This window comes from Streptomyces sp. NBC_01237, assembly GCF_035917275.1.
Classification (GTDB): Bacteria; Actinomycetota; Actinomycetes; order Streptomycetales; family Streptomycetaceae; genus Streptomyces.
The window spans coordinates 174,412-191,374 of record NZ_CP108510.1 but is presented as its reverse complement, the minus strand read 5'-3'; the positions used below and the strand labels follow the sequence as shown (position 1 = coordinate 191,374).

Sequence of the window (16,963 nt, the reverse complement as noted above, 5' to 3'; positions counted from 1 at the left end):
AGGACATATGCGCAGTACGACGAAACGGCACCGATACCCCGCGGTGGTGGGCATCCTGGCAGGCAGCGTGCTGCTGACCGCCGTGCCCTCCGCGGCCACCACCGGCGGCGGGTCCGGTGTGGGGGACCCGTACTTCCCCGACGACGGCAACCCCGGATACGACGTCTCCCACTACGACGTCCGCGTGGCCTACGACCCGGCCCGCCCCGGCCACCTCGACGGCGACACCACCGTCACCGCCACGGCCACCGGCCGACTCGACCGCTTCCACCTGGACCTGGAGGGCTTCCAGGTCGGCTCGGTCACCGTCGACGGCGTACCCGTCAGGAGCTTCACCCGCAGCGGGGCACACGAACTGGTCATCACCCCGGCCGGCCGGATCGCCAAGGGCGCGAGATTCGCCGTCCGCGTCCGCTACTCCGGCAAGCCCGTCGGCGAGAGCTGGCACCGGCTCACCAACGGCGGGGTGAGCGTGACCGGCGAGCCGCACTCCGCCACCGCCTGGTACCCGGCCAACGACCACCCGTCCGACAAGGCGACCTTCCGGCTCACCGCGACGGTCCCCGACACCTGGACCGTGATCGGCAACGGCCGCCCCGGCCCGACCACCTCCCCGGCCAAGGGCAGGAAGACCTTCCGCTGGTACGAGGACAAGCCGCTCGCCACCTACCTCAGCACGCTCGCCATCGACAAGTTCACGGTTCGCACCTCGAAACTGGCCGACGGCACCCCGGTCGTCAACGCCTACAGCCCCGGCGCCGTGATCGACCCGGACTCCGAGGCGCTGCTCCCGGAGATCATCGGCTTCCTGGCCTCGAAGTTCGGCCCGTACCCCTTCTCCTCGGCCGGCGGCATCGTCATCAACGGCGAAGCCGACGGGGGCGGCGAGGGCCCCCTCGCACTGGAGACGCAGAGCCGTCCGACGTACAGCGGCATGATGTTCGACTCCTCGATGGTGCACGAGTACGCCCATCAGTGGTTCGGCAACAGCGTCTCGTTCTCGGACTGGCGTGACGGCTGCATCGCCGAGTGCGTCGCCCAGTACACCAACCAGCTGTGGGACGAGAAGAGCGGCGCCGACCTCGACACCGGCTTCTACGCCGACATGGTGGAGCAGAGCCGACAGGACCCCGACTTCTGGAACGTGAAGCTCTACGACCCGGGCCAGGGCAGGGAACTGGACCCGGCGCTGTACGACAAGGGGTCGATGATGATGCACGCCCTGCGGCGGACCATCGGGGACGCCGCCTTCTTCGGGACCCTCCGGCAGTGGCAGAAGGAGCACCGCTACGGCAACGCCACCTGGCCGCAGTTCGAAGCACTCGCGAAGAAGGTCTCCGGGCGGCCGGACCTCACCGGATTCTTCGACGCCTGGGCACACGGCACCACCGTCCCGGAACAGAAGTACCTGTACCCCGGAAGCCTCGGCCGCCTTCGGTGATCCGCCGGAGGGTGCCGGTCAGCGCAGGGTGATCGAGGCGGCGACGGGCAGGTGGTCGCTGCCGGTGGCCGGCAGCGTACGGATGTGGTCGACGGTTGCCGAACGGGCCATGACCTGGTCGATCCGGGCCACCGGGAAGGCGGCGGGGAAGCTGAGGGCGAATCCGCGCCGGGCCGTGTTCATCCGTGAGGTCAGCGGGGCCAGTCCGTGATCGTCGACCGTGCCGTTGAGATCGCCCATCAGCACCACCGTGCGCAGCTCCTCGGCGGCGAGGGCCTCGCCCAGCAGAGCGGCGCTCTCGTCGCGCCAGGAGGAGGCGAGACCGCTCACCCGGACACGCACCGAGGGCAGGTGCCCGACGTACGCGGCGACCTCGCCGTGCGGCGTGTGGACCACGGTCCGCAGCCCACGGCTCCAGCCCGCCGTGATTCCCCGGGGCTTGATGTCCAACAGCCTCGTGCCGGACAGCGGATGCTTCGACCAGAGCCCGACAGTGCCCCGGACCGCGTGGTACGGGTAGTCCGGGGCCAGGCTCCTCGCGTAGACGGCCGACGCGGGAGGCACCAGCTCCTCCAGCGCGATGAGATCCGGCTCGGCCCCGGCCAGGGCGCGGGCCGTGCCCGCCGGGTCGGAGTTCTCGTCGCTGACGTTGTGCTGCACCACGACCAGGTCACGCGCGCCCGGCCCCGGCAGGACCAGCCCGCCGAAGAGGTACGTCCAGGCCGCCACCGGCAACAGCAGGGCCACCAGCGCGGTGGCCGAACGGCGAAGCAGGGCCGATACGAGCAGCACCACGACCACGAGGCCGAGCCAGGGGAGGAACGCCTCCAGCAGACTGCCGGGACGGCCCGCGAGGCGGGCGAAGGTCCGGTGGAACACGAGCAGCCAGGCCGTCAGCACCGCGAGCGCGGCGAGCACCCACCCCCGAGCCCAGGCCGACCGGCCTCCCGCGCGCCCCTCCGCACCCCTGCCCCGGACCCAGCCTCCCGCCCGCCGGAACACGGCCACGGCCTTCCCCCCGGTCGCCACACTGCTGCCCGCCCGCTCCACCACGGTCCCCACCTCGATCCTGATGTACCACGCCTGAAGAACGGTCAGCGCGGCTGCGGGCGCGGGGCCATGAACGTGACGTCCGCGGCGTGCGCGACGATCTCGACCCCGTCCCCGAGGGCCCACTCGGCGACCCGGGAAGCCGCGGCGGCCGGAACCATGTCGCTGATGCCCTCGGCCGCCGGGATGTCGTACGTCGCGTGGGCATCGTGCGGAAGGACGACCCGGTAATCCAGCTCCAGACCCCTGCGGGCCGTGGCGAGGACGCACATCTCGGACATCGTTCCGCAGACGGCGAGTCCCCGTACGCCTGCGTCGGCCAGCACGCTCCCCAGGGACGTCCCGGCGAAGCCGTCGTCCTCGGTCTTGCGGATCACGACCTCCCGCGAGCCCGCCTCGACGGGGAGATGGAGTTCCCAGCCGGGCGTATGGGGTTCATCGGCCGCCCCGGCCGGTCCGTCGTTCTGGAGGTGGACCACGAGCGCGCCACCGCGCCGCGCCCGCGAGACCAGATCCGTCGCCCGTGCGATCAGCCGCGCGGCCTCGGGCACAGCTCCGTCACCGGACACGAAGGCCGACTGGACGTCCACGACAACGAGGGCCTCGACGGGCAGCACGCGCTGATTCATGTCCCCATCATGGCTGCCGCCGGAAGTGGTCCGGCCGGAGGTCTCCTGCCGTCGGAGCGCGGGTGGCGCCGCAGGGCGCAGCAGCGCCGGATCGGTCCGGGCCAGGGCTGCCGGTACGTCAAGTCGCCGGCCGGTCCGGTACGCCTCGGCGAAGCGTTCGTCGCCGAGCGCGGTGCGGGCGCGGCTGCTCAGTGTGCGGATCTGCGGATCGGTACGGTCGTCGGCGCCCCGCAGCCGGGCGGCCGCGCCGAGCACGACGGCCACGTCGCGGTATCGCCCGTACCGGGCGGCGAGTCCGGCCACGGTCACCGCCACCGTCGCCACGATCGGCAGGTCCTTGCTGGCGACCGCCGCCGCGTAGGCCCGGCCCAGCGCCTCCTCGGCGCCCGGCCCGTCGCCGAGTTCGAGGCAGAGCGTCCCCCGCACCGCGCCGATCAGCGCCTGCTCGTGTTCGCCGCCGGGCGGGTGCTGCTCGGACAGCCCGGTCTCGGCCGACTCGATCAGCCCGCGCGCGCGGTCCACATCCCCCGCCTGCACCCACAGAGCGGCCTCGCGTGCGTCGAGCAGGATCGCCGGCTCGGGCGACGCCGAGCGCGACACATGTCCCCGCGTCGTGGCGAGCATCCCGGCCGCCCGCGCGGTATCGCCGAGCCGCGCGTGCAGATCGATCAGGCGCAGGTCGATGAAGACCTCGTCGCCGAGGCTCAGCGCCCCGAACGCGCGGGCCAGTCGTTTGGCCTCGTTCAGATCGTCCGACGCGCCGTCGAGATCGCCGTCGTACTGGCGCAGCAGCGCGCGCAGCGGCAGCGCCGTGGCCAGGGCCCAGTGGTCGCCCGCCCGGGCGAAGCACTCCAGGGCCGCGGTCACGTCGTCGCGGGCCCGGTCGAGGTGGCCCGCGTTCTCGGCGGCATGGGCCCGGGAGATGCGGGCGAGTCCGGCCAGCCACACGTCCGGCCCGTCGACCAGGCGCTGGGTGATCGTCGCGGACGCCTCGGTCACCTCCAGGGAGGCCAGCACGACGCGCGCCGGCGCGCCACCGAAGCCGGGCGACCCGGAGTGGCTCAGCAGCCGGCCGGTGAGCGCCCGCAGTTCCTCGCCGCCTTCCTTGACCGCGCCGTTGAACAGTGCGCTCCGGGGGGCGACGGTCCGGAGCAGCAGCATCGCCTCGGCGATCCCGCGCTCCGGGCACGGCCGTTCGGCCGGCACCGCGACCGCCTCACCGAGCCAGTACGTGGCGTCGTCGTGCAGGCCGAGCATCTGCCAGTACCAGGTCAGGTTCATGGCGAGCCCGATCGCGCCGCCGGCGTCGCCGGTGTCGCAGAGGTGGCGCAGCGCGGCGAGCACGTTGTCGTACTCGGTACGCAGGACCTGGAGCGCGTCGAGCTGTTCGGGGCCGCGCAGCAGCGGGTCGCAGCGGGCGACCAGTTCGGCGAAGTGACGGGCGGCCAGGTCCCGCACCCCGGTCAGGGTGCCCTGACCGGCCAGGCTTTCCAGGCCGTACTCCCGGATCGTCTCCAGCATCCGGTACCGGCCGGTGTCCGGTGCGAGTTGCAGCAGCGACCGGTCGGCCAGGCCCGCGAGCAGCTCCGGGACCTCGCCGGCCGCCACCGCGGTGCCGGCACGGACCGCGGTGGCTGATGCCGGTGTGACGCCGCCGGGCAGGACGGCGATCCGTTCCGCGACCGTCCGCGCGTCCGCGCCGAGCAGGTCCCAGCTCCACGCGATGACCGCACGCAGCGTGCGGTGCCGCGGGAACGCTGTCCGGCTGCCGCTGGTGAGCAGCCGGAACCGGTCGGACAGCCCGGCGGCCAGGTCGGCCGGTGAGAGCGTGCGCAGACGGGCAGCGGCCAGTTCGAGCGCGAGCGGCATGCCGTCGAGGCCGTGCACGATACGCAGCACCTCGCCGAGGTTGTGCCCGTCGACATCGAACCCGGGCCGCACGGCGGCCGCCCGCTCGGTGAACAGGCGCACCGACGCAGCGCGGCGGGTCTGTTGGACGTCCGCGTCCTGCTCGGGCAGGGGGAGCGGCCCGAGCGGAACCAGCGCCTCGCCGTCGACCGCCAGCGGCTCCCGGCTGGTGGCCAGCACCCGCAGCCCGGCGCAGCGGGACAGCAGCGCCGGGATCAGGTGCGCCACGGCGTCGACCAGGTGCTCGCAGTTGTCCACCACGAGCAGACTCTCCCGGCCGTCCAACTGTGCGGCCAGCACGTCCGGTTCGCCGACCGGATCGCTGCGCAGCCGGGCCGCGGCCTCGAACAGCGCCGAGCCGCGCAGCCCGATCGCGGCCAGCATCGCCCCGCCGACCTCGGCCGGCTCGGTGACCGGGGCGAGGTCGATCAGCCAGGCGCCGTCACGGTACTCGTCGCGGTGACGGCGGGCGGCCTCGACGGCCAGACGTGTCTTGCCGGCGCCGCCGGGACCGAGCACGGTGACCAGGCGCCCGGCGGCGAGCAGCGTATCGATCCGGGCGAGATCGGCGTCACGGCCGATGAAACTGGTCAGCGGCGCGGGCAGGTTGCCCTGCTCCCTCTCCGCGGTGCCGGTGCCGGTGCCGGTGCCGGTGGCGGGCGGGGGCCGCTCGGCGCGCAGCAGGCGCAGATGGCGTTCGCGCAGGGCAGTGCCCGGGTCGGTGCCGAGGACATCGGCCAGCGTCGCGCGGAACCGTTCGTACCCGGCGAGGGCCTCGGCCTGGCGCCCCTGGGCGGCGAGGGCGTCCATGAGCAGCGCGGCGGCCCGTTCATGGACGGGGTGCCCGGCGAGCAGGCCGGCCAGTCGGACGGCGGCCTCGTCCGCGCGGCCCAGTGCCAGTTCGGCGTCGGCGAGGTCGGCGACGGCTTCGGTCGAGGCGTGGACCAGCCGGGTCGCGTCGGCGGGTGCCACCGCGACCACGACCGCGGGTTCGACGCCGGGACGGCCGCCCCACAGCGCCACGGCCTCACCGAGCAGGGCCGCCGCGGCATCCGGGGCACCGGTGCGCAGACGCTCACGACCGACGGCCGCAAGCTGTTCGAACCGCAGCGCGTCGACGTCGGTGGTGTCCACGGCCAGCCGGTATCCGCCCGCGAGCTGCGTGACATCGCCGGCCGAGCCGAGGGTCCGGCGCAGCCGCGAGACGAGGGCCTGGAGGGCGTGGACGGGGTCGGCGGGCGGGTCCTCGGCCCAGATCGCGTCGACGAGGACGCTTCGGGGGACCGCACGCCCGCCGGCGAGAGCGAGCCGTACGACCAGACTCCGCAACCGGGCCCCGGGAACGGGCAGAGCGGCACCGCCCCGAGACGCCTGAAAGCCGCCGAGCAGTGTGATGCGAAGCCGCGCATCCCCATCCATGACCTGATCTTCGCGCGAGTGCGCTGGAGCATCAAAATCCGGAACGCGGCTTCGACGGGACGGCGCCCTTGGTCCCAACAGGCCGGTCCTTTCGCCCCGTTCAGGACCGCCCTTGGTGCTCTCCACGAGCAGGCGGAGGCCGGCCGGCACCTTGGCGACCGAGGTGCGGAGCTGCTTCTCAAGCCGTCGTTTCCCGGGCCGTCCCCGTCGGCCGCGATGCCGCGCGGCCGTTCTCGGTCAAGCACTGGCCTGTTGTCCGTCTTGAGGTTTGCGCGGCGCCATTCATCCGTTCGAGTGGCCCATGTATGACGACTTCACAGGGGTGATCTTGGCGATGTGAGCATGTGTCCGACACTTCGTCGCCATCCCTTTCATAAAAGGCGGGTACAGCCATGTCTGTTGACGCAACTCCGGAATCGCCGTTCGAACTCGGCGCCGACGGCCTCGCGAAGCTGGACGCGATCCGTGAGGCGCTGCTGGACCCGTCGCCGCGCCGGATCGGCCGTCTGGACCAGTGGGGTCTGGCCGACGAGTACGAGGTGTACGCGGAGACCGCCGGGTACTCGGAGGTCTCCCTCACGATGGAGGACGGGACGGTCCTGGACGCGTCGCTGAGCGTGCCGAAGAACCTCGCCCCCGGACAGGTCTGTCCCGCGGTCGTCCTGCCCGCGCCGCTGGTCGGTATCGGGCACCGGGCCTACCTCGGCATGATCTCCCGCTGGGCGCTGGGCGGCTATGTCGTCCTGGCCTACAGCCAGCGCGGTCTGGCCAACTCGACGGGCGAGATCCACTGTGCCGGTCCGCAGGACGTCGCCGACGCCACCGAGGTGATCGACTGGCTGATCCAGCAGGACGCGGTCGATCCGGACCGCATCGGTTTCTTCGGCGCCTCCTACGGCGCCGGCACGAGCCTGCTCGCGGCCGCGCGGGATCAGCGGATCAAGGCCGTCGCGGGCGCCAGTGCCTGGGCCGACCTTTTCGCCTCCCTCTACGAGAACGGCACCCGTCACCTCAAGGCGTTCGAGGCTCTCGTGCAGCTCTTCGGCGAGGACCGCTGCTCGCAGGAGTTCCGCGGGATCATCCAGAAGATCCGCGCCAACACCATCGACGACGAGGTCAGGCAGTTCGCCGAGGCACGGTCGCCCAAGGCCTGCCTCAAGGCGTTCAACGACGCTGCGACGCCCATCCTCCTGACCACCACCTGGCACGAGACCATCTTCTCGGTGCCCGCCGTCATCGACTTCCACAGCCGTCTGACCGGGCCCAAGACGCTCCTCGTCCAGGTGGGCGACCACGGCAACGCCGAGCTCCCGGGCCTGTTCGGCCTCCCCGCCAAGCCCACCGACATGACCTACCGGTGGATGGACCACCACCTCGGCGGCAGCGCCGGCGACGGGGAGACTCCACGGTTCGACGTCCGCTCGGAGTACATGTTCAACCCCCTCTCCGACCTCCGCCACCCCTCCTGGGCCGACTACGCCCTGCCGAAGAAGCGTCTCCACCTCGCCGACGCGGCCTCCGGCCAGAGCGACGGACAGTTGGCCGAGGGCGCCGCGACGGGCTGGACCCGTTCGGTGAAGGCCACCGGCGCGGGTACCGACATCGTCGTGGCCCCCCAGCTCATCCGGACCGGCCTGGCCGAACGCGTGGGACTGCCCCACGTCTACAAGACGGCCGACACCGACCGCAGCCTCGCGGCGGTCTTCGCCACCGCGCCGCTGGAGCGGGCCGCGCGCGTACGGGGCGACCTGGAACTGCGGGTGACGGTGAACGCGCAGCAGGCGGATGCCACGATCGTCGCGTACCTGCTGGACCACAACCCGGCCACCGGCAGGGCGTACATCGTCACCCACGCCCCCTACACCTTCACCGCCGAGCAGGCGGGCCGGGACACCACCGTGGCCTTCCCCCTCCAGCCCACCGACTACGTCCTGGCCAGGGGCCACCAGCTCCAGCTGGTCATCGACACCCACGACCCCCTCTTCGCCGCACCCCACACCACCACCCCGGTGTTCACCATCGACATCACCTCCCCGGAGGGCGCCGAGTCCTACCTCGACATCCCCCTCCACCCCATCGCCTGACTCCGCCCCCTCCGCAGTACGCCCGGTGCGGCCCGCCCGACCATGAACGGGCCGGGCCGCCACCACCGCCTTCAGCAGCTGCCCCGTGCTCCTTGCCGGGCCGTGCCGGATGAGGAACACAGAGACGCTCGGCCGGGAATTCCCGGCCGAGCGTCTTGCGTGGCGCTTCACGAAGATGCCCTCCCGGTCCGGACTCGGGCCGGTTTCCCCGCGAGAAGACCACCGTCAGCCTCCCGGCGTCGTCCGCACCTGTATCAGCGCCGTACGCACCCGTGTCAGCGCCGTGTGCGCCCCGTGTGAGCGGCCCGCGGCAGTCTCTGAGTGCTCCCGGGGAGAACGCGTCAGTCTTCGGGGCGCCTCCGGAGAAAGGGAACCACCATGACCAGCCCTGTCACGGTCATCGGCGCAGGACTCGGCGGACTCACGCTGGCCCGCGTCCTGCACGTCCATGGAATACCGGCCACGGTCTACGAGGCGGAGTCCTCCCCGACGGTGCGCACACAGGGCGGGATGCTCGACATCCACGACTACAACGGACAGCTCGCCCTCAAGGCGGCCGGCCTGACGGCGGAGTTCCGCGGCATCGTCCTGGCGGGACGTCAGGCGATGCGGGTCCTGGACCGGGACGGGACCGTCCTGTTCGAGAAGGCCGACGACGGCATGGGCGGACGCCCCGAGGTGCAACGCGGCGAGTTACGACAGGTCTTGCTCGACTCGCTCCCGGCCGGCACCGTCCGGTGGGGGCACAAGGTCAGCGGAGCCCGCGCCCTGGGACCGGGCCGCCACGAGGTGACGTTCGCCGGCGGCGGGACCGTCGTCACGAGCCTGCTGGTCGGTGCGGACGGCGCCTGGTCACGGGTCCGGCCACTGCTCACCACCGCCACACCCGAGTACGCCGGCACGTCGTTCGTCGAGACCTACCTGTACGACGCCGACACCCGCCATCCGGCCGCCGCGAAGGCGGTCGGCGGCGGGTCGATGGTCGCGCCCGCGCCGGGCAGGGAAATCCACGCCCACCGGGAGAGCGGCGACACCTTGCACACCTACGTGATGCTCGCCGAGTCGCAGGACTGGTTCGCGGCCATCGACTTCACCGATGCCGCCGCGGCCACCGCGCGGATCGCGGCCGAGTTCGACGGCTGGGCACCGGAACTCACCGCACTGATCACCGATGGTGACACCGCGCCGGTCCTGCGCCCCCACCACGCGCTGCCCATGGAGCACCGGTGGGACCGGGTGCCGGGGGTCACCCTGATCGGCGATGCCGCCCACCTCGCGGCCCCCAACGGTGAGGGCGCCAACCTGGCCATGCTCGACGGCGCCGAACTCGGCAGGGCCCTCGCCGCGCACCCCGAGGACATCGAGGCCGCGCTCACCGAGTACGAGCAGGCCATGTTCCCCCGCAGCGCAGCGGTCGCCGCAGAAGCAGCCAAGGAACCCACACACGAGGAGATACTCGAATTCTTCAACACTCCGGCAGACCCGGACACCACCACGACCACCACCAACCACGGAGACGGCCGATGACCCGGACGGCCGGCGCGACGCCCACCGACAGCGCCCACGCCGCGGACGACGGCTGGGTCCGCCCGGGTCAGAGACCGACGGTGTCCGCGAGACCGTTCGTGTGGGCGCGGAGGAACTCCTCGGGATCGCTCAGCGTATCCGCCGCGTAATGGCCGAAGGCGTCGAACAGAATGGCGCCGATGACCGCGGACCACAGACCGTAGGCCCGGCAGACGTTGCCCACCGGCATCTCGAAACCGAGCACTTCCCGCAAGCGCTCCATGTCCGCGCGGACGGTCGGGTCGAGCGGTGCCTCCACCGTCCTCAACTCACCTGTCCGCCAGGCGTCCTCGACCAGTCCGGCGAGAGCGAGGGCAAATCGCGTGCCGGGCACCACGGTCCGGTCGCCGGGAGCCGTGTAGCCGGGCACCGGCGTGCCGTAGAGCATGGCGAACCTGGACGGTTCACGAACGGCCCAGGCGCGCGCCGTGAGTGCTGCCACTTCGAGCCGCTTGCGGTACGAAAGGCCCGACGCCGCCGCGAGGGCCGCATCGACCTCGTCGGCGAGTTCGTTGTACGCGTCGACGATCAGCAGGGTGATGAGCGCTTCGCGGTCGCGGACGTAGCGGTAGAGCGCCGACGGGACGACTCCGATGTCCCGGGCCACGGCCCGTAGGGACAGGTCGGCCGGAAGCACCGTCGCCAGGTGCTCGCGTCCCACTCGCACGATGTCACGCATCATCTGCTCGCGTGCTGCTTGCCGTGGAGTGACCATGCGTCCACCTTATAAGTCAGCGGTGTGCCCTCTCGAACCCACCAGTGCTCCCGCCCGGAGGCAGTGGCGGTGGCGCGCCGCGGGGCCGGCCGGGGCGTCCCGACCGGCCCCGCGGACACGAACGACAACTCAGAGCGCGTACGTCGGGGCACCGTCACGCTTGATGACCCGCCACGATTCCCACCCGCGGCAGACGACGTACGCGAAGACCGTGAGCGCCGCGACCGAGGTGTCGGTGATCGAGGACCGCATGCCCTCGGTGGTGTCCAGGATGGTGAAGGCGAGCACCGTTGCCGCGACCTTGTGGAAGATCACCATCTCCCAGATCGCCGGAACCCGACGCGGCCGGTACGCGAGCATCGCCCACATCGCGCTGAACACGAGGTATCCGAAGGTTCGCCACCCCTCGACCATCAGGCGGTCGTCGCTCGCGTCCGCCATCAGGAAGAACCCGTTGACGAACACCGCGAAGGTGACTGCGGAGTTGAGGGCCATCAGACCGCGGCCGACGCGGTCCCAACGCCGGGACGGGGTGCTGCGGACCGTGAGGGGCGTTGTGGTCACGACGGACATCCTTCGGTGAGGGGACCAAGAAGCGAGAACGCTGTTCTCTGTCGAGGGAGACGATGGTCCACCCTCCGTCCAAAGTCAAGAACAGTGTTCTCGTTCATCGTGCGTCGCCGCTCTCGCCGGGGTCCCCGGAATCGACTGAGCTCGATCGTGGTGGGTGAAGGGTGGGTGAAGCAGCAGGCCGGAGCGTGCGGCACTCGTTGCGTGACCGGTGCGGCGGATGCGGTCCCTGATCATTCCGGCCAACAGATCGCTTTGCGTCATCGTCCGACAACTGGGCGGCGCGGGTGGGGGATCCGGGATACATAAAGGGGGCTGAGCAGCCCGCCCGCACCGGCCCGACCGGGACCGCCCGAAGCCCGACCGGGGGGCGGCCGAAGCCCGACCGGGGGCGGGACAGGACGCTGACGATCAATGGGGGACCGCCGCTCGCCGGCGTCGTCCTCCTGCGGCTGTGGCGCCGGCCCGTCTCCGGCATCTCCGATTCCAGCCGCTGACACAGCCGGAGCGACCCGATGGCCACCCGCCGCCCACCACACCGCAGCCCCGCCCCGCGCCGGCCCTCACGCCGCCCCGCGGCGCGCAGCCGAACGGCCCGTACCCGCAAGCAGCGGCAGCGGCGTGGCATCCAGGTCCTGCTGCTCGTCGCCGTCGCCCTGTGGGCGGCCGGGCGGCTGCTCGCCTGGATCGCCGCGCACCCGTGGATCGTTCCCGTCGTCCTCGCCGCCGCGGCCGCCGGAGGTGTGCTGTGGCACCGCTACCGCGCCGCCCGGTCGCGCCGGAGGGCGGAGACCGCCCGGACGCTGCGCTACCCGCTGGAACAACTGGACCGGCTGCACCACCGCGAGTTCGAGCACGCGGTACGCGATCTGATGTTCCGTGACGGCTGCGCCGACGCGGTCCAGGTGGGGGGTGCCGGGGACAACGGCGCCGACGTCAAGGCCACCGATCCCTACGGCCGTCGCTGGGTACTGCAGTGCAAGCACCGCAGGGCCGGCCTCGCCGGGGCCGCCGTGGGAACCCCCGACCTCCACGTCCTCAACGGCACCGGCCGCCCCGTCCACCAGGGCGACGTCGTCGTACTGGTCACCAACGGCCGCTTCTCCCGGCCCGCCCAGGAGTTCGCCCGATCCCAGCGCCTGCACCTGGTCGACCGCGAGACCCTGTCCGCCTGGGCGGGCGGACACCGCCCCTTGTGGGAACTCCTGCGAGCGGTCCCGCCTCCGCGGAACCCCACGTCCCTCTCCTGACCTGAGCGCACCACACTCCCGCGCGGGCATCCGCGCGAGCCCGCGCTCCGGCAGGAATCGGGCTTCCCCATGAACAGGCGGCAGGCGACAATGCAGATCAACCAGGGACCGCACAACGGTTCCGCCGGACAGACGGGGGATCCATGATCGTCATTGTTTCCACGGTGGTTGTGCTCGCGGCCGTGGCCGGGGTGTGCCTGGCCGTACTGCGGCGCAGAGGTGGTTCGGGGCAGTACGGGGCACTGGACCGCGGGGCCATGGACCAGGGACTCGCACAAGGGCTGGGCATGACTCCCAGGGCCTGAGAGAGGCGCTCCCGCAGTCCGTGGCGGGCGCGCGACGACAGGTGCGGCACCCCGCGGCGCTGTCGGAACGCCGAATACCTCCCGTACGGCCCCGCCCTCCGATGTCGCTGTGACCCGCTCCTGGCTCCCGGGTCACGGCTCTTCCACCGGTCGATGGGCTGTCCGCCGGCGGGGGGCGTGGTCATCGGGGGTGTCCGGGGAAGCGAAGTGGAACGGCACACCGAGATGGTCGGCCAGCGCCCGGCCGGCCCTGGCGGCGGCACCGCCAGGCGGGGCGCCCGGACGGTGGTGGACGGTCGCCAGGTGGCCCTCCCCGTCCGGGGCGTCCAGGACCGCGACCAGGAGCACGAACCAGTCGTGCACCGTATCGCCGTCCCACAGAGCCTCCACCGCCGCCACACGGCCCGGGAGAGCCGCGGCGCGGGCTGCGAGTGAGGTGAGGTCGAGCGGATCGGGCGGCGTGTGCCGCACCCGGTCGCCGAGTGCCTCGTACCGTGCGTGGACCACCCGCTCGGCCTCGTGCAGACCCACCCCCAGCGGACGCAGCGCCTCCCACACGGACTTGACCGCCGCCATCCGGCGATCCCGCAGTACATCGGCGTCGACCTCTCGGCAGGTCCTCTCCTCCAGGTAGGCCCACCAGCCGCTCACCGGGCCACCGGCCGGGATCCCCGTGCATACGGCACAGGACCGAACGCGGTTCCTCGGCGGCCCCTGTGCGCAGGCCGTCGTACCCCATCGCGTGCAGGACGTTCCGGACGCCACGGCCGATCAGCCGGTTCGACGCCCGGCCGCCCGGTTGCCCGACGCGGGATGCGGCGAGCCTTCCGGTTCTCGTGGGTGCCGTGCGGCAACGCGGCCCGGGTGACCTGGCCGAGGGCGACTCTCAAGGAGGACCAACCTCTCCGGGAGCCGGAGGAGGCGCGTGGCGTCGGGTGTCTGCGAGGTGAGCGTTGATGTACCGGGCGAGAGCGAGGGCGTCCTGGGAGTCGTCCGCGTGAAAGGTGACGCGACGGAGCATTCCGACACTGCCGAGGGTGATGCCCTCACGGGCGAGGACGTAGACGAGGGCGAGGAAGGCGGATCGGGCGTTGCCGTCGTCGAAGGGGTGGAAGAAGCAGATATCGAGGTAGACGCGTGCGGCGCGGGCGGTCAGGGGGAGGGACGAATCGTTGTCCGCTGCGCCTTCGGCGAGGCAGGCGTCGAATCGGGCGCGGGTGTCCGTGCCGATGCCGTAGCGTTCCCTGCCCTCCTTGGCGAACGCGGGCAGGGTGCGGAACGGCGGTGGCTGCGGTGTGTTCAGGACGTGCCGCTGCCAGCGTCGGAGCAGTTCGAAGTCGAGTGGGGCGCTGCGGGCCGCGTCAGCCCGCAGCAGTTCCAGGGCGGCGAGCATGCCGTTGGCGCGGGCGGAGTCGACGGCGCGGTCGAAGCCGCGGATGTCCTCCGCGGCTCCGTCGTGCGACGGGGTGACCGGTCCGCCCGGGTCGGAGTCGTCGACCTGCTGCCACGGAACGGTCCCGCGGACCGCGAGCCATGTCTCCAGGTGATCCGGGGCGGGCTCGTCGGGGGGTGCGCAGTCTTCCGGCGACAGCGCCAGTGCGAGAGTCTCCGCGATGTCGTCCACCAGGACGGTGTCAGGGCCGGTCCAGCTCTTGAACCGGCCGCCGATCGCCTGATCGACCAGCTCCTGAGCGGTCTCGGGCGCGACTCCCCAGTGGCTGAGGAACCAGGTCAGCACCTGGCGGCAGTGCCCGTGCCAGCCGCTGCCGCAACCGGTGCGGTCGGTCACCTGGAGTATCAGATTGCGGGCGGCGCACTCCCACAGAATTCGCTGGTCCTCGATGTCGGCCGGCTCCAGCGGGTACGCCTCGAACCATCCGGCCAGGTTCTCCAGCCATCCCCGCCACTCGCACAGCGCGGAGACGACTCGGTCGAGTGTCTCCCGCGGGGTGGTGATCGAGTCCCGCGGGCAGCACCAGTGCCCGACCGGCCCGCCGTCGAAGTCACCTTCGTCGTGCGACCAGCGCCACCCCACGGCCCAGCGGCCGTAGTGTCGGACGAGGGCGTACGACATGGCGTTGGCCCAGGGCTCGGCTTCGTCCCGGGTCCATGCCCTCATCTCCGGTTCCGCGAAGGCGACATCAGGGCGGCGCGGTACGCGACGCGCCGGCCCGAGCAGGTGCACCGCCTTCGCCGCCGATCCACTGTCGAACGAATGGCGGCCCGGGTCCACCTCGTCCCAGCTCAGACAGTGCGGTGCCAGATCGAGAATCACCACGCAAGCCTGTACGCCGGTCGGCGCCCGCTCAAGCGAATTACGGGCCGCCGGGCAGCGGCACGCCGACGGGCCGCGGCCCCGCACAGGGGTTGCCTCCGCTTCGGGAGGGTGCGGTTGTCCGCCCCTGGTCAGTCAGGGCCGGACACCCGTGCCACCAGCATGATGCCGCGTTCGGTCATGACTGCCTTCCGTCGGACGGTGCACGGCGGCCCTCCGCGGTGTTGTCCCACAGGTGCGGAAAACCGTGGCGCCGCAAGATCCTCTTCATGTGATGATCCTTCCGGTGCACCGGAGTTGCCGGTGCATCAGTCGCGTTACCACGCCCTTGGGGGGTAGCAATGAGACTGTTCTCCGCTCGACGCCCGGTACATCCCAGATCCGGCGCCGCCGTAGCGATGGTGGCCGGACTGCTGACCGTCGGCCTCACCGCACCCGCGTTCGCCGCCGACGACCCGCCGCAGACCGACCAGTTGTGGATCAACCAGCCGTACGCGCAAACGCTGCCGCTCGGCACCGACGGCGGTCAGCCGCAGTCCCGCATCCTCGGCGTCGGCCTCTATCACGACAACGACAACTTCACGGTGGCCGACGGCAGGCTCACCGTCGATGTCTCCGACCTCGCCGGGGTCGCCGAGGTGACCTGGCCCGACAACTGCACGCCGAGCGGCGCGAGTGCGGTGTGCGACATCCCCGTGGTGCCCACGATCGGGGGCGACTACGAGGACCAGGTGTTCCTGACGGTGCGTGCGGCCGACGGCGCCGGAGTCGGTGCGCAGGGCAGGATCACCTACGAGGCGACGGCGACCGGCGGGCCCGACGGCACGCTCACCGCGCCGCACGAGAGCTTCGACACCACGCTCACCGTCGGCTCCGGGCCCGACCTCGCCATCGAGCCCGTCGCCGACTTCGAGGACGGCCTGCCCGGCGACGAGCGGACGATCCCGGTCAAGGTCACCAACAAGGGCAACGAGAGCGCGAACGGGTTCACCGTCAAGCTGAACGCCTCGTACGGCCTGACGGATCTGACCCGGTACGACGCCTGCACCTACACCACGACGGACGGCGAGAACTACGCACCGTCGAGCAACGCGGTCTGCACGTTCGACCAGGTGCTGGCGCCGGGCGACGCGTTCGAGCTGCCCGAGCCGCTGACGGTGCGACTCGCCCCGCACGCGCTGAACGAGCGGCTCGACATCGGCGTCGAGCCGGGCGGCGGCGCCCAGGACATCGACTCCGAGAACGACTACGCGGCCCTCCAGATCGGCGCGGAGAGCACCGCGGACTTCTCCGTGACCGGCGACGCCATCTCCGGCGTGGTGGGCGGGACGGCCACGGCCGAGCTCACGTTCGAGAACAACGGCCCGGCCTGGTTCGGCAACCTCGGCTCCGGCGACCCGGTCGCCGAGGTCCGGCTGATCGTGCCCGAGGGCACCAAGGTCACCGGCGTGCCGTCCGACTGCTCCCCGCGCACCCTCGACGGCGGCTACTACCCGCAGCGGACGGGAGCCCCGCGCTACGACTGCGACCTGTCGTACTGGGTGCTGGAGGACACCCGGCGCACGTTCGCGTTCTCCGTGCGCGTCGACACCGTGGTGCCCGGTGCGACCGGTGCCGTGAGCATCCACCCTCCGTACGGCGAGTTCGGTGGGTTCCCCTTCGACTTCGACCCGGACCTCACGAACAACACGGCGGCCCTGACCGTCAACTGACCGGCGCGCGGGTTCGGAGCGAGCCGTCCGAGGCGGCAG

12 protein-coding genes and 1 pseudogene are annotated in these 16,963 nt (G+C 71.9%); 6 read left to right on the top strand and 7 right to left on the bottom strand.

The features are described from left to right. Positions 1 to 7 precede the first annotated feature (7 nt). Positions 8 to 1,441: a M1 family metallopeptidase gene (locus OG251_RS44085; RefSeq protein ID WP_326682932.1), complete on the top strand. Its 1,434-nt coding sequence runs from the start codon at positions 8 to 10 to the stop codon at positions 1,439 to 1,441. Between the two features lie 18 nt (positions 1,442 to 1,459). On the opposite strand, the gene OG251_RS44080 is transcribed toward OG251_RS44085, so the two are convergent. From OG251_RS44080 to OG251_RS44070, 3 genes and pseudogenes are all read right to left on the bottom strand, one after another. Beyond that, on the bottom strand, positions 1,460 to 2,359 hold the full coding sequence (locus tag OG251_RS44080; RefSeq protein WP_326683029.1) for an endonuclease/exonuclease/phosphatase family protein: 900 nt from the start codon (positions 2,357 to 2,359) through the stop codon (positions 1,460 to 1,462). Positions 2,360 to 2,535: 176 nt separating this feature from the next. Further along, positions 2,536 to 3,120 (bottom strand): isochorismatase family protein, encoded by a 585-nt coding sequence (locus OG251_RS44075; RefSeq protein WP_326683028.1) that lies wholly within the window; start codon positions 3,118 to 3,120, stop codon positions 2,536 to 2,538. Positions 3,121 to 3,180: 60 nt separating this feature from the next. Next, positions 3,181 to 6,447 (bottom strand): annotated as a pseudogene (locus OG251_RS44070) (BTAD domain-containing putative transcriptional regulator); the annotation flags it as partial. Positions 6,448 to 6,839: 392 nt separating this feature from the next. On the opposite strand from OG251_RS44070, the gene OG251_RS44065 reads away from it, so the two are divergent. After that, positions 6,840 to 8,531: an alpha/beta fold hydrolase gene (locus OG251_RS44065; protein WP_326682931.1), complete on the top strand. Its 1,692-nt coding sequence runs from the start codon at positions 6,840 to 6,842 to the stop codon at positions 8,529 to 8,531. Between the two features lie 378 nt (positions 8,532 to 8,909). Further along, a complete protein-coding gene (locus OG251_RS44060) occupies positions 8,910 to 10,058 on the top strand; it encodes an FAD-dependent oxidoreductase (protein WP_326682930.1) in 1,149 nt (382 codons plus the stop codon). A 67-nt stretch (positions 10,059 to 10,125) separates the two neighbouring features. On the opposite strand, the gene OG251_RS44055 is transcribed toward OG251_RS44060, so the two are convergent. Continuing rightward, positions 10,126 to 10,812, bottom strand: coding sequence for a TetR/AcrR family transcriptional regulator (locus tag OG251_RS44055; protein WP_326682929.1), 687 nt, complete (start codon positions 10,810 to 10,812; stop codon positions 10,126 to 10,128). 129 nt (positions 10,813 to 10,941) lie between these two features. After that, positions 10,942 to 11,376 (bottom strand): hypothetical protein, encoded by a 435-nt coding sequence (locus OG251_RS44050; protein ID WP_326682928.1) that lies wholly within the window; start codon positions 11,374 to 11,376, stop codon positions 10,942 to 10,944. 521 nt (positions 11,377 to 11,897) lie between these two features. On the opposite strand from OG251_RS44050, the gene OG251_RS44045 reads away from it, so the two are divergent. After that, positions 11,898 to 12,632, top strand: a complete 735-nt coding sequence (locus OG251_RS44045) for a restriction endonuclease (protein ID WP_326682927.1) — start codon at positions 11,898 to 11,900, stop codon at positions 12,630 to 12,632. Between the two features lie 143 nt (positions 12,633 to 12,775). Further along, positions 12,776 to 12,937, top strand: coding sequence for a hypothetical protein (locus tag OG251_RS44040; RefSeq protein WP_326682926.1), 162 nt, complete (start codon positions 12,776 to 12,778; stop codon positions 12,935 to 12,937). 132 nt (positions 12,938 to 13,069) lie between these two features. Here the strand turns inward: OG251_RS44040 and OG251_RS44035 are convergent, their stop codons facing one another. Both OG251_RS44035 and OG251_RS44030 read right to left on the bottom strand, forming a co-directional pair. Next, the gene (locus OG251_RS44035; protein WP_326682925.1) at positions 13,070 to 13,588 is read right to left on the bottom strand and encodes a hypothetical protein; all 519 of its coding nucleotides are present in this window, start codon (positions 13,586 to 13,588) and stop codon (positions 13,070 to 13,072) included. 235 nt (positions 13,589 to 13,823) lie between these two features. After that, positions 13,824 to 15,212 carry a Fic family protein gene (locus OG251_RS44030; RefSeq protein WP_326682924.1) on the bottom strand — a complete coding sequence of 463 codons (1,389 nt, stop codon included), beginning with the start codon at positions 15,210 to 15,212 and terminating at the stop codon, positions 13,824 to 13,826. 341 nt (positions 15,213 to 15,553) lie between these two features. On the opposite strand from OG251_RS44030, the gene OG251_RS44025 reads away from it, so the two are divergent. Then, positions 15,554 to 16,924 carry a hypothetical protein gene (locus OG251_RS44025; RefSeq protein WP_326682923.1) on the top strand — a complete coding sequence of 457 codons (1,371 nt, stop codon included), beginning with the start codon at positions 15,554 to 15,556 and terminating at the stop codon, positions 16,922 to 16,924. Positions 16,925 to 16,963: the final 39 nt, after the last annotated feature.